The 13,013-nt window shown below is 60.9% G+C and carries 9 protein-coding genes; 8 read left to right on the top strand and 1 reads right to left on the bottom strand.

Going from position 1 to position 13,013, the window contains the following annotated elements; translation table 11 throughout:
* Window positions 1-3: 3 nt before the first annotated feature.
* Window positions 4-2,553 (bottom strand): beta-galactosidase, encoded by a 2,550-nt coding sequence (locus tag OOZ51_RS12955; RefSeq protein ID WP_265980055.1) that lies wholly within the window; start codon window positions 2,551-2,553, stop codon window positions 4-6.
* Between the two features lie 118 nt (window positions 2,554-2,671).
* Here OOZ51_RS12955 and OOZ51_RS12950 point away from each other — a divergent pair, with 118 nt between their 5' ends.
* From OOZ51_RS12950 to OOZ51_RS12915, 8 genes are read left to right on the top strand one after another with little or no spacing between them, the layout of a single operon-like run.
* A complete protein-coding gene (locus tag OOZ51_RS12950) occupies window positions 2,672-3,670 on the top strand; it encodes a LacI family DNA-binding transcriptional regulator (RefSeq protein ID WP_265980054.1) in 999 nt (332 codons plus the stop codon).
* 36 nt (window positions 3,671-3,706) lie between these two features.
* A complete protein-coding gene (locus OOZ51_RS12945) occupies window positions 3,707-5,365 on the top strand; it encodes an ABC transporter substrate-binding protein (RefSeq protein ID WP_323054750.1) in 1,659 nt (552 codons plus the stop codon).
* Between the two features lie 15 nt (window positions 5,366-5,380).
* Window positions 5,381-6,373, top strand: a complete 993-nt coding sequence (locus OOZ51_RS12940; protein ID WP_265980051.1) for an ABC transporter permease — start codon at window positions 5,381-5,383, stop codon at window positions 6,371-6,373.
* Window positions 6,373-7,278, top strand: a complete 906-nt coding sequence (locus OOZ51_RS12935; RefSeq protein WP_265980050.1) for an ABC transporter permease — start codon at window positions 6,373-6,375, stop codon at window positions 7,276-7,278. Before OOZ51_RS12940 ends, OOZ51_RS12935 begins: the two co-directional genes overlap by 1 nt.
* Window position 7,279: 1 nt before the next feature.
* Window positions 7,280-9,196 carry an ABC transporter ATP-binding protein gene (locus OOZ51_RS12930; RefSeq protein WP_265980049.1) on the top strand — a complete coding sequence of 639 codons (1,917 nt, stop codon included), beginning with the start codon at window positions 7,280-7,282 and terminating at the stop codon, window positions 9,194-9,196.
* A gap of 34 nt (window positions 9,197-9,230) precedes the next feature.
* Window positions 9,231-11,102 (top strand): glycoside hydrolase family 3 protein, encoded by a 1,872-nt coding sequence (locus OOZ51_RS12925; protein ID WP_265980048.1) that lies wholly within the window; start codon window positions 9,231-9,233, stop codon window positions 11,100-11,102.
* Window positions 11,103-11,144: 42 nt separating this feature from the next.
* Complete coding sequence (locus tag OOZ51_RS12920) at window positions 11,145-11,885, top strand: sugar phosphate isomerase/epimerase family protein (protein WP_265980047.1); 741 nt, start codon at window positions 11,145-11,147, stop codon at window positions 11,883-11,885.
* Entirely contained in the window at window positions 11,882-12,985 is a 1,104-nt protein-coding gene (locus tag OOZ51_RS12915; RefSeq protein ID WP_265980045.1) for a Gfo/Idh/MocA family protein, read from the top strand. Before OOZ51_RS12920 ends, OOZ51_RS12915 begins: the two co-directional genes overlap by 4 nt.
* Window positions 12,986-13,013 lie beyond the last annotated feature (28 nt).

Below are 13,013 nucleotides of genomic sequence, written 5' to 3'. Positions count from 1 at the left end.
GAGTCAGTCGTTCCTTTCTTGTTTGCGGGGTTGTGTGTGGAGCAAATTACGGCCGTTGGGGGTCTGCTGGCTGTAGGGATGGCTGAGGGTTATCGTGGCGAAGCGGGTCGGGTCCTCCAACGGTCGCGAACCGGCCGTTCCATCGAGTTCCACGATGGAACGGACGCCATCGTGTTCCAAGCACGCAAGGTTGTCGCCGTCGTGTAGGCGGAAGGTGAGCGCAGTGTCGGAAGTGCCCACCAGCTCGGCGCTGGACCACACGAGCTTGTGGCCGTTGCCGAGGTCCAGATTGCGGCCGAGCAGCATGCCGCTCCGTGCCGGGAGGCTGATCTGCGCGCCCCCAAGCGCTCGCTCCTCGTCTACGGTCAGGGCAGTGGTGACCGGATAGCTCGCCAAGTTGAAAATGCTCAGCAGTTCAGACTGATCGGCGTCCGACACCTGCGTGTAGGCGACCAGGCCCGGGGCGGACTCCGAAAATTGCACCCTTGCTGTGGCATTCAGGCGCCGGAATAGTTCCCTGTGGACCTCAAGATCGCAGGGATAATCCGCTCCCCACACAATTGCCCGGCCTCGTCCGACGGCGACCTCGACGGCGCACGGTTGTCCGGTCTGGACCTCTCGCAGCAAGATTGTCGCCCGTTCGGCATCGTAGAGTTGGGCCGAACCGACCCGGACTTCCGCCCGGGACGGCAATCCTGTACCGCCGACGACCTTGACGGACGGGTAATATTCGGTGGCCATCCCAAAGCTATCGATCTGGTGGCGTCCAACCTCTCCACTGATCCCGATGCCCAAGGCATCGGAGAGGGCCGAGCAGGGCGTGCCGTCCAGGTCATGGGTCGGCAGCACCCCGGCGACAAGCAAGTTCCCCCCATTAAGGGCAAATGCTCCAAGTCTGGACTGGACATCGGCGGCCATATAGTGCCCGCTTGCGACCATCAGGGTGGTTGTGGATTCCGGGATTTCGCCCGCGACATTGGTTGCGCCGAGCTCGGAAAGCGTCGAGAGGTTCACCGCGTTGAAATCCAATGAAGACAACGACATGGCACGGGCAAGGATATCCCGCGGCCCCATGCCCCGGTAATGTTCGTGGTCCTCCCGGACCTTCTTGCCGTAGTTGTCTCCGGGGACAAGGTATTCGGTGAGGTACTGGTCCGGAATGAATCCTAGGCTTAGCCCAGTGCGTCGAGGTCGGCTGGTGCAGATCCATCGCTCGTACGCTCTGAGCGTTCGCGCGGCATCCTGGATGGCGAAATAGTGAGGCGTTGTTTCGCCTTCAGGTGTGAGGGGAGCGGCGAAGCCATGGCGTTCGCCGGTGAAGGCGACCCGGTTGTTGCCGTCACCGACCGGTGTATCCAGGGGCTTGTTACGGCCGCCCGCGAACAGGTAGTAGTTCAGCATCCGGTTGCCTAGGGCTACGGCTAGCCGGGTCTTGAGATCGGTGGCATTCGGGGAGGTCTGATTGGCCAGGTCCTCTCCGTAGTCGCTGCTCCCGGTTTCGAATTCAAGCGCCGCCAAGGGCTGGTTGGCGGGCTGGGTGGCGTGCGCAAAGAGGTTTCCGGTGACGAAGTCCGGAAGGTTTCCCGTGGTCAGCTCACCTATGTACATGTCCGAGCCAGCCAGTATGGATTCCTCGCCGGCCCAGGTCCCCAGCAGCTGGGAAATACCGATGGGGTAGGTGCGACCCCGGTTCGCCGAGGTGCCGTGGATGTTGATCAGGAAGGGGACGCCCGTGCAGCCGTACTTCTCCGCCAGGCCGACGAGAATCCGGGAATAGGCTCGGAAGCGATGCCGTGAAAACCGCGCAAGGTCCAGGGCCAACCGATGCTCCGATGAAGGGTCCAAGGTGACGCCCGCCCCACCCCCGCCGCTTTGCATATACGCTGCGGCCGCAACGGGATCGGCAGGAAGCCGAGGGTACCGTTCGGTCAATTCCCCGGACCCGTATTGCGATGCCAGCCATGCCGAGAACTCACGGGCCACCGCGGGGGAGAGGTCCGGGGAATTGGACACCCAGCTGAGCATGCCGATTTCGTTGTCGAGCTGGACGGCAATGACGTTCCCGCCCCGGTCAATATGCCTGGCGGACAGCACCGGCACGATGGCTGCGAACCAGCCCTCCACTTCGGCCAGGAATTCCGGTGAGGAGTAGTCCAGGGTCCTGGTCGGGTTTTCCGCCCCTCCCCAGCTGGGGGCGCGGGTCCCCTCGATGCCGTAGAGCCTGTAGGGAATGCCTTCGTTTTTCAGTTCTGCCATGATGAACGGACCGGGCCGGGGAATGGCATACAAACCCAGTTCCCGGGCCGTGTCCAGGAATGCCCCGACATCTCGCCAATCCGCCGATGTGCCCGCGACATCGATGGTTCCGTCCGGAAGTTCATGGACAAGCCAGGGAATGTACGTGGCGACCGCGTTGGCGCCGGCTGCCGCCAGCCGTTCCAGACGGCCTCGCCATTCACTTCGCTCCAGCCGGAAGTAATGGACTTCGCCGGCGATGACCAGTGTGGGCCTGCCGTTGATCACCACCTGTTGGCGAACAAATTCAACAGTCATCGATTCACTGGTTCCTTACGTTGCCGGATTGCCTCTTGGCAGGATGCCAAGTTCGCTTTATAGTCATGTAACCGGTTACATACTAGAGATGCAGATCACATTTTGAAAGGGGGTTGTTATGACGCCGTCGATCACGATCCGAGACGTAGCACGTAGGGCCGGGGTGTCAGTGGCCACAGTGTCACGGGTAACTTCCGGAAATGCCAAGGTTTCCGAGGACACACTCAACCGGGTCAACGCCGCCCTGACGAGCTTGGGCTACGAGCCCAGTCGACTGGGTCAGGCCCTGGCGCTGAAGCGTCACAACGCGTTCGCGTTGGTCCTTCCCGGTCTAGGTGGTGCACTGTTCGCCGGTCTGCTCAAGGGCTTCGAAGCCACGCTGGCCGGAACCGGTATCACGTTCCATGTTCTGGTCGCGCAGGATCCTGACCGATTCCAGACGCAGTTGAAGGACCTGTCCACCAGGGTGGACGGCATGTGCGTGTTCGGGTCCTTCGCTGGGGACGAGATCGTGTCAACGACCGCCTACAAGATGCCGATCGTCCGCGTTGCCGGAAACCCCGACGCTGCCACTCACAGTGTGAACGTCACCAACTTTGAGGCCGTCCGGGGGCTGACCAGGCATCTGATCGAGGAGCATGGCCTTCGTGACCTGCTCTTCCTCGGTGAGGCCGCCCAGTCGCCGGATGTCCAACAGCGTCTGCGCGGATTCCAGAGTGCCCTTACCGAGGCTCAAGTGGAGGTTCGGCGGCCCGCTGAACCGTGCAGTCTCACCGAGGCGGGCGGCTTCAAGGCGATGCGGTCAATTCTGGATCGCGGCGGGCGTCCTCAAGGCCTCGTCTGCGCCTCTGATGAAGTTGCCCTCGGAGCACTTCTGGCCTGCTCGGCTGCAGGCATCTCGGTACCCGGGGACCTCAAGATGACCGGGTTCGATGACATCGAACTCGCTTCACTGATCACACCCTCACTCACTACGGCCCGACAGCCGTTCCATGAGATCGGTGCGCGCGCGGCAGAAATCTTGCTTGAGCGCGCCCGGCCGGCCCTACAGGCCACCGGCGTGGAATCCACATGCCTCCCCACGGAACTGATCATTCGCCAGAGCTGTGGATGTTGACGTCCACGGGTTCGGCCAGACTATTCAAGGAAGAATATGAAAAGAACTACCAAGTTTGTCCTGATGTGTACGGGTTTTGCCATGGCCCTGACGGGGTGCAGCCCCACCCAAACCGTGAATAGCGGGACGTCCTCGGGCAACGCGGGAATGATATCCCAATTGAATTTTGGAGACTTCGGGGGAGGCTCGAACCCTCAGGTGAACTTCAATCCATTTTCTCCCAACAAACTCTCCGGCACCAATCTCGTCTATGAATCGCTAATGACCACAAACCACGGGAACTGCGATAGCGTACCGGATCTGGCGACCAAAATGACTTGGTCGCAGGACTCCAAAACCCTCACCTTTGACATCCGCGACAACGTCAAGTGGAGCGACGGCAAAGCTTTCAGCGCAGAAGACGCCGCATTCACTTTCAACCTCATGAAAAAATACCCGGCCATCGACAGCTTCGGCCTGTGGAAAGTCCTCACCGATGTCAAGGCAACCGGCAACACCGTGGTGATGACGTTCAATACCTCCGGCATTCCCTACCAGCAGCAGATAACTGAGCAGCTCATCGTTCCGCAGCATGTTTTCGAATCTGCTGGAGACCCGAAGACGTTCGTCAATGACACCGCCGTCGGCACCGGCCCCTATGCATTAGGCACCTTCAACCCTCGCCAGCTGACCATGAAGCGCAACCCCGGCTACTGGCAGGCAGACAAGATCAAGGTCGAACAGATCCAGTACACCAAGGCCGACGGCGGCGGACAAGTAGACCAGCTCAAACTCGCCAACGGCGGCTATGACACGAACGCCATGTTCATTCCCCAGATCGACCAGGCATACGTACAGAAGGACCCTGCCCACAACAAATACTGGTTCCCTGCCGGATCATCGATCACGCTCGATATGAACCTGACGAAGAAGCCGTTCAACGATGTGAACTTCCGTAAGGCGATCTCGAGCGGCATCGACCGCAAAGCCATGATTGACAAAGCAGAGCTGGGATACGTGACCCAGGCCAGCCAGACGGGGCTGAAGCTTCCGATCCAAGAGCCTTGGCTTGACCCTTCGATCGCAGACAAGGGCATGATCGCTTTCGACGCGTCCAAAGCCGATGCGGCACTCACCGCTGCGGGCTACATCAAGGATTCCTCGGGCGCCAGGCTTGACCCTGAGGGCAAGCCGCTCGCCATGTCCTTCAAAGTCCCCCAGGGGTGGAACGACTGGGTTCAGGCTGCGGGATTGCTTCAGAACGATATGAAAAACCTTGGAATCTCAGTGGACGTTCAGACCCCGGCCCCGTCAGTAGTTGAGGACGCCCGGGCCACCGGCAACTATGACATGGTCTTCGGCGTCCAAGGCGGGGAATGCAACATGTACCGCAACTTCGCTTTCCCGCTGGGGAGCAGCTTCACCGCGCCTGTGGGACAGAAGGCGTCCAGTAACTTTGCCCGCTGGCAGGACCCGCAGACCGACAAGCTCCTCGAAGAGCTCGCCGCGGCCCCCGACACTGATAGCCAGCGCAAGATCGTGGGCCAGATCCAACAAATCATGGTCAACCAGATGCCAATGATTCCGCTCTGGTACGGCGCCGTTTGGTTCGAGTACCGGACGGCCAACGCCGTTGGCTGGCCCAGCAAGGATGACCCATACGCCTACCCTGGGGATCAGCTGCTTTGGCTGACCCGCCTGACCCCGGCCAAATAGCGGGATCCGTTTCAGATGCTCTACTTCCTGCGAAAGACAGGATTGTTTGTGCTGACTCTCTGGGCTGCAGTGACGCTGAATTTTCTGATTCCGCGCCTGCAGCCTGGAGATCCGGCCGAAGCAATCGTGCAGAAACTTGCCGGTCAGGCCCAACAGGTCGATCCGGAACAGATCCGCGCTATCCGGCTCATGCTCGGTGTACCCGACACTTCCCTCTGGAACCAGTACTGGGACTACCTGAACGCTTTGATTCACGGCGATTTCGGACTCAGCTACGGTTACTTTCCATATTCGGTTACCCACATGATTGCCGAGGCGCTTCCCTATACCTTGACCCTCGTGGGAGTCACCCAAATAATCGCCTTCGTCGCAGGCACAAGCCTTGGGGCCTGGGCCGCGTGGCGGCGCAATACCAAGATCGACTCGTTCATTTCCTTGGGATCTACGTTCCTGAGCACCCTGCCGTTCTTCTGGATCGCGCTGATGCTGATTTACGTCTTGGCGAACACGCTTCACTGGTTCCCAGAAGGCGGCGCTTACAGTGGCGAAATCGTCCCCGCGTTCTCCAGCGGCTTCGTCGCTGACCTGGCTTACCACGCGGTCCTGCCGGCGCTTGCGCTGCTGATCACTGGTTCCATCGGATGGATCCTGGGCATGCGCAACAACATGGTGCAGTCCCTCGGAAGCGACTACACCCGCCTCGCAGTCGCGAAAGGGCTCAGGGAACGGCGCGTCGCCTGGACCTACGCGGCCCGGATCGCCTTGCTACCCAACTTCACCGGTTTCGCCATCTCCTTGGGCGGTGTCTTCGGCGGCACCCTGATCGTGGAGCAGATTTTCTCCTACCCCGGGATGGGGAAACTTATGTACGACGCCATTGGCAACCGGGATTTCCCGCTACTTCAGGCGATTTTCCTCATCACGACAGTGGCGGTCCTGCTGGCCAACTTCTTGGCCGACGTGCTCGTCGGTGTTCTTGACCCACGCGTTAGGAGGCAGAGTTCGTAATGACCGACGTAGAAACCCTGGTCCCCAGGGAAACTCCCCCCGACCGGCCTGCGAAAACCGTCAAACGCCGAAACGGCTGGCAGGTCGTCTGGTCAAACGGCAAGGCGCGAACCGGAATCGTCATACTGGCGCTCTTCGTGGCGGTGGCCGTCTGTGCTCCCGTGATAGCCCCTTTCGACCCGAAAAACTCGACTCTGCCCGCTGGCTTGCAGCCAGGTGGTGCCTACCTCCTGGGTACCACCAACCTTGGCCAGGACATCTTTTCCCAACTGGTGTACGGGGCCCAGGTTTCTTTGATCGTCGGACTGTTGGCAGGCGTCGTGGTAACAATGATCGCCCTGGTCATCGGTCTGGTCGCGGGCCTGCTCCAAGGGGTCGTGGATGAGATCCTGAGCTTCTCCATCAACCTGGCACTCGTGGTCCCCGCCCTGCCGCTCATGGTGACCATCGCAGCGTATTCGCCGGTTCACGGACTGTCCCTGATAATCTTCGTGATCGCCCTGACAGGTTGGGCTTGGGGCGCCCGAATGAAGCGTGCCCAGGTCCTGCTGTTGCGCAGCCAGGACTTCGTGACGGCAGCACGGTTTTCCGGCGACGGGCTGTGGCGCATCGTCTTCCGCGAGCTCGTGCCCAACATGGTCTCGCTGGTCGTCGCTGGATTCATGGGCGCCGCCATCGGGGCCATCGGTGCGGAGGCGGGATTGTCCTTCCTTGGCCTGGGTGACCCGACCACGGTGAGTTGGGGGAGCATGTCCTACTGGGCCAATTCGAACGGGGCCATGTTGACCGGACAATGGGCCTGGCTCCTGGCACCCGGGCTTGCCCTGTCCTTGCTCATCACCGCGCTCACGCTGATCAACTTCGGCATTGACGCGCTATCGAACCCGCAATTGCGTGAGGAATAAGATGCCCGCCGCGAACAGCACTGATGAACCGATCCTGACCGTAAAGGATCTGAACATTTCCTTTGTGTCCAAGTACCGCGATGACCGCCAAGTCATCCGGAATGTCGGATTCGACATCCGTCCTGGCGAATTCGTTGGTCTTCTTGGCGAATCCGGATCAGGCAAATCCACCCTTGGCAACGCAATTCTCAATCTCCTCACCCCCACAGCCAGAGTCACCTCCGGAGAGCTGTTGTACAAAGGCAAGGACCTCTTCACCATTCCGGCGGAAGACTTGCGGATCCTGCGGTGGTCTGAAATCTCGACGGTTTTCCAGTCCTCCATGGCGTCCCTGAACCCGGTGATGACTGTGCGTGCCCAGATGGAGGACGTCTTTTCCGCCCACCGTGGAACTTCTGACGCCAAACGGGAGATGACGGTCGAAAAATCCCTCGACTTGGTGAGCATCGACCACAAATACCTCGACTTCTACCCCCATCAGCTCTCCGGCGGTATGAAGCAACGCATCGCTTTGGCAATGTCCCTGCTTTTGTCCCCGGATCTGATCGTCTTCGACGAACCCACTACCGGGCTGGACGTCGTGGTCCAGAAGTCAATCTTGTCCAGGCTGAAGGCCTTGCAGGCGGACATGAAATTCGCTGTGCTCTTCATCAGCCACGACCTGGGCACGGTAATGGAAATGGCCGATCGGGTGATGATCATGTATGCCGGGGAGGTCGTCGAAAATTCCCCGGCCGGCGACGCATTGTCCGGAGTGGCCCATCCCTACACGATCGGACTACTCGGTTCCTACGCTGACCCCCGCGACGCGGAAATCAATATTCGGTACATACCGGGGCGCCCGCCGAGTCTTGACTCCGTTCCGGTCGGTTGTGCCTTTGCAGACCGGTGCGGCTTGGCCACGCCGGAGTGCCGGGAACCAAGAATTCCGACGGCGGAAATCGACTCCTTGGCAGGACACCGCTCCATCAAATGCGTGCTCTTCGGGTCCGAAAACAGTGATCCTTTGCCCGAGCGGACCATCTTTGATGACGTCGGCCAACAGATTGACGTCCATCACGCAGCTCCAGGCGCTGGTGAAGTGGTCTGCAGGGTCGAGGATCTGAACAAGACCTACTCGACGCGCAAAGGGCTGAAGCACACAGAGAACCACGCTGTAGTGGACGTTGGATTCGAGCTGAGGAAAGGCTCCGTGACGGCCCTCGTAGGGCAAAGCGGATCCGGTAAGACGACCATCGGGCGGATACTCACTGGAGTTGAAAAGCCCAGTTCCGGACGTGTCACCGTTGCCGGCGTCGACGTCGGTTCGCTGAAGCGCCGCGCCCTCCGGAACTACCGGAGCAAAGTCCAGTTGATCTTCCAGGACCCCTTTCAGGCGCTCAACCCGGCTTCCTCCGTGGGCTACGCCATCTCCAGGCCCCTCGTGAATCACAGGAAGCTGCGCGGGAGCGAAGTGCAGGAGCAAGTGGACAGGATTCTGGGTCAAGTCGGACTGACTCCGCCCAGCGAATACCGTGACCGGCTGCCCCACGAGCTCTCCGGCGGCCAGAGACAGCGGGTCGTGATCGCACGGGCCCTCGCCGCCCAGCCTGAAATCATCGTCGCCGACGAACCCATTTCGATGCTCGATGTGTCCATTCGTGCCGAAATCCTTCAGGTCCTCAACGAACTCACACGTTCCAACGGCATCGCCATGCTCTACATCACCCATGACCTGCTCAGTGCACGGTTGATCGCGGACGAAATACTCGTCCTCCACGAAGGGAAGATCGTCGAGACGGGTAGCACGAACGAGGTGCTCACCAACACCCGCCACGACTACACCAAACTGCTTCTGTCCTCGATCCCGAATCCTTGGCAGTCCCGTCGAATCGCACCTTCGCTTCCCACAGCCTCAAGCACTTCTGCCCGGGCCTAGGCATCCGAAAATTCAACAGAAAGCCCACACACTTATGAATCCCACCACCGGCCTACAGACCCTCACAAACCCAGACGGAACAGGGTTCCGGGACCTAAACGGAAACGGGGTCATGGACCCCTTTGAAAACCCGCACCTCAGCCCTGAAGAGCGCGTGGCAGACCTGATCCCAAGGCTCAGCCTCGAAGAGAAGGCCGGCCTCATGTTCCATACCGTGATCGAAACCGGGCCCGGGGGCGCCCTCCTTGAGCGGCCAGGCAACATCAGCAAATCAGCAACGAGCGTCGTTGTTCTCGCTAAGAAAATGAACCACTTCAATGTTCATGCCCTCGGAACTCCGAGGGAAGCCGCTCGCTGGAGCAACGCTATCCAAAAGCTTGCGGAAGGAAACCCCCACGGTATTCCGGTCACCATCTCCACCGACCCCCGCCACGCCTTCATCGAAAACTCAGGCGTGTCCTTCAAGGCAAACCATTTCTCGCAATGGCCCGAACCAATCGGACTGGCCGCCACGGGGGACCCGGCGTTGATCCGCCGTTTCGCCGAGATAGCCCGGAAGGAATACACCGCCGTCGGCATTAGGGCCGCGCTGCACCCGACCGTCGACCTCTCCACGGAACCACGATGGGCGCGGCAGGCCGGAACCTTTGGACAGGACTGGCAGCGGACTTCCGAGTTCGCGACGGCCTACCTCGACGGTCTCCAGGGCGGAAAACTCTCCGCAGACTCCGTGGCGTGTACCACCAAACACTTCCCTGGCGGAGGACCGCAGAAAGACGGCGAGGACGCGCACTTCCCCTACGGCCGCGAACAGACATACACCGGCGGCCGTTTCGAGGAACACCTGGAGCCGTTCAAAACCGCGATCGCCCACAACACCAGCGCGATCATGCCCTACTACGGCATGCCTGTAGGCCTCGAAATCGACGGCGAACCCGTCGAAGAAGTGGGCTTCGGATACAACAAGCAAATCATCACCGGACTCCTCCGGGAAAAGCTCGGATACGACGGCGTTGTCCTCAGCGACTGGGAGCTCGTCAATGACAACATCGTCGGGGATCAGGTACTGCCCGCGCGCGCCTGGGGCGTTGAGGACCTCACTGCCCCGGAACGAATGCTCAAAATCCTCAACGCCGGCGTCGACCAGTTCGGCGGCGAGGAATGTACCGACCTCCTCGTTGACCTTGTCCGGGAAGGGCTCGTCAGCGAAAAACGGGTTGACGAGTCGGTCCGAAGGCTGTTGCTGGTGAAGTTCCAACTCGGACTCTTCGACAACCCGTACGTGGACGAAGAAGCCGCCGCCGAAATAGTCGGCAACCCGCGGTTCCAGCAGGAAGGACACGACGCCCAGGCAAGGTCGGTGACAATCCTGACCAACCAGTCCAACGGGAACGGCCAGTCTCTCCCGATGCCCCCGGGACTGAACATTTACCTGGAAGGAATGAACCCTGCCAGCCTGGATGGATTTGCCATCCCCGTCACTGATCCCGAATCAGCCGATGTGGCCATTATCCGTCTCCACGCTCCATGGGATCATCGCGATGATCTTTTCCTCGAAGCCTGGTTCCACGCCGGGTCCCTTGAATTCCCTCCGGGACTCATCCACCGCCTTCGCACCCTGGCTCAGAAGGTGCCCCTGATCATCGATGTCGCCTTGGACCGTCCCGCCATCCTGACCCCCCTCGTCGATATCGCAGACGCGCTGACCGGCACCTTCGGGGTCTCCGACAAGGCATTCCTTGACGCCATCAGTGGCATCATCCCGGCCCGGGGGCGGCTCCCCTTCGAAATCCCTGCGTCCATGGAGGCCGTTAGGACTTCGCGACCGGACGTTCCCGGAGACACTGGCGTTCCGCTTTTTGCCTATGACCATGGCCTGGTCCTACCGGTACGCGTGTCCCCGTAACCCTCCGCACCGGCCGCCTTCCAAATCTCGCTCAGGAGACCCATGTCATACTCCATCCAGCTCTACACTGTGCGCAGGGAAATGCAAAAGGACCTGCGAGGAACACTCCAACGCCTCGCCGATCTAGGCTTCAGCCAAGTGGAGCCGTACGACTTTGTCGCAACCGCGGACGCCCTCGGAGCCTCGATGGCCACCAACGGGCTCAGCGCGCCCTCCGGCCACGCGCCGGTCCTCTCCGCTGATCAGGACACGATCTTCCACGCCGCCCAAAGACTCGGCATCGGAACCGTCATCGAACCTTTTGTCCCCGCCGAGCGGTGGCAGAGTGAACGCGACATTCTGGACACGGCCAATGCTCTTAACGGCGCTGCCCTCAGGGCTTCCGCCTATGGCATCAGGATCGGCTACCACAACCACGCCTGGGAACTTCAGTCCGAGGTCAAGGGCCGCACGGCGTTAGAGTACTTCGCTGAACAGCTGGCGCCCGGCGTCGTCCTGGAGGTCGACGCGTACTGGGCAGCCGTCGGCGGCCAGAACCCCGCCGAACTGATTAAGCGGCTGGGTGACCGGGTGAAATTCATCCATATCAAGGACGGACCGATCAGTACGGACACATCCGGCCAACAGCCGGCAGGCCAGGGCAGCATTCCGGTCTGGGATGTTATCAACGCTGCGCAATCCCTGGAACTGGGCGTGATCGAATTTGACGAATACGAAGGAGACATCTTCGAGGGTGTCGGCAGGAGTCTGTCGTTTCTGCAAAACGGCCCGGTGAAGGCATGACGGCTTGGCCAGTGGGCGTCGCCGTCATCGGCGCCGGAAGCATCAGTAAGCAATACCTGAAAAACTTGGCGGCCTTCCCTGACCTGAAGGTCCACGTCGTGGCGGACCTCTTCGAAGAGGTCGCGGAAGCGCGGGCCAAGGAATACGGCATCCCCGGGTGTGGCGGTGTTGATGCGGCACTGAACCACCCCGACGTCGAAATCGTCGTCAACCTCACCATCCCGGCGGCCCACGTGGAGGTCGCCGCGGCCGCCGTCCGGGCCGGAAAGCATGTCTGGACCGAGAAGCCGTTCTCGCTCGACCGCGAATCCGGTCTTGGCCTGCTGAAGGCGGCGAGCGCCGCTGGCGTGCGGCTGGGGTGCGCCCCGGACACATTTCTCGGCGCCGGACTTCAGACCGCAAGAAGGATCATTGAACGCGGCGACATCGGAGTCCCGCTGACCGCCCTGGCCCTGTTCCAGACCTCCGGACCGGAGTCCTGGCACCCCAGTCCGGCATTTCTATTCCAGACAGGGGCCGGCCCGTTGTTTGATATGGGACCGTACTACCTGACCGCGCTGGTCCAGACTTTCGGTGCAGTCAAGCGGGTAGCCGCAACCGGCTCGACGGCCAAGCCCATCCGTGTCATCGGTTCCGGGCCCCTGACCGGTCAAGAATTCCCAGTGGAAGTTCCCACCCACGTCGGTGCCATCGTCGAGTTCGAAAAGGGAGGCTCCGCACAGAGCATCTTCAGTTTTGAATCCCCTCGCTCACGTGGCGGTTTCCTGGAAATTACAGGAACAGAGGCAACGCTCGCCCTTCCGGACCCGAACAATTTTGACGGTGACATCCGCATTAGCCGCGCCGGCGACGACGGCTGGACCGCTATTCCGGCCAAGGGCGCCACCCACGGGCGCGGCACGGGCGTGCTTGAAATGGCCCGATCCATTCGGGCCGGCGTCGCCCACCGCGCTACCGGCGAGCTGGGATTCCATGTGTTGGACACGTTGGTCTCGATCAGCGAATCCACGGAAACGGGCACGTTCATCGACGTTCGCAGTTCCGTCACGCCGTCACCACCTCTTCCCGAAGAATGGGATCCGACAGCCGCGACTCTCTGACGAACGTCCGGCAACGCCAACGGGCGGC

The sequence above is a fragment of the Arthrobacter rhizophilus genome (assembly GCF_026241105.1).
Lineage (GTDB): Bacteria > Actinomycetota > Actinomycetes > Actinomycetales > Micrococcaceae > Arthrobacter.
The sequence above is the reverse complement of the archived record's forward strand: the minus strand, read 5'-3'. Positions and strand labels throughout refer to the sequence as shown.

Excerpts from the sequence above, each read along its gene's own strand:
- OOZ51_RS12955 (WP_265980055.1), bottom strand. The coding sequence starts at position 2,553 with ATGACTGTTGAATTTGTTCGCCAACAGGTGGTGATCAACGGCAGGCCC.
- OOZ51_RS12950 (WP_265980054.1), top strand. The coding sequence starts at position 2,672 with ATGACGCCGTCGATCACGATCCGAGACGTAGCACGTAGGGCCGGGGTG.
- OOZ51_RS12945 (WP_323054750.1), top strand. The coding sequence starts at position 3,707 with ATGAAAAGAACTACCAAGTTTGTCCTGATGTGTACGGGTTTTGCCATG.
- OOZ51_RS12940 (WP_265980051.1), top strand. The coding sequence starts at position 5,381 with ATGCTCTACTTCCTGCGAAAGACAGGATTGTTTGTGCTGACTCTCTGG.
- OOZ51_RS12935 (WP_265980050.1), top strand. The coding sequence starts at position 6,373 with ATGACCGACGTAGAAACCCTGGTCCCCAGGGAAACTCCCCCCGACCGG.
- OOZ51_RS12930 (WP_265980049.1), top strand. The coding sequence starts at position 7,280 with ATGCCCGCCGCGAACAGCACTGATGAACCGATCCTGACCGTAAAGGAT.
- OOZ51_RS12925 (WP_265980048.1), top strand. The coding sequence starts at position 9,231 with ATGAATCCCACCACCGGCCTACAGACCCTCACAAACCCAGACGGAACA.
- OOZ51_RS12920 (WP_265980047.1), top strand. The coding sequence starts at position 11,145 with ATGTCATACTCCATCCAGCTCTACACTGTGCGCAGGGAAATGCAAAAG.
- OOZ51_RS12915 (WP_265980045.1), top strand. The coding sequence starts at position 11,882 with ATGACGGCTTGGCCAGTGGGCGTCGCCGTCATCGGCGCCGGAAGCATC.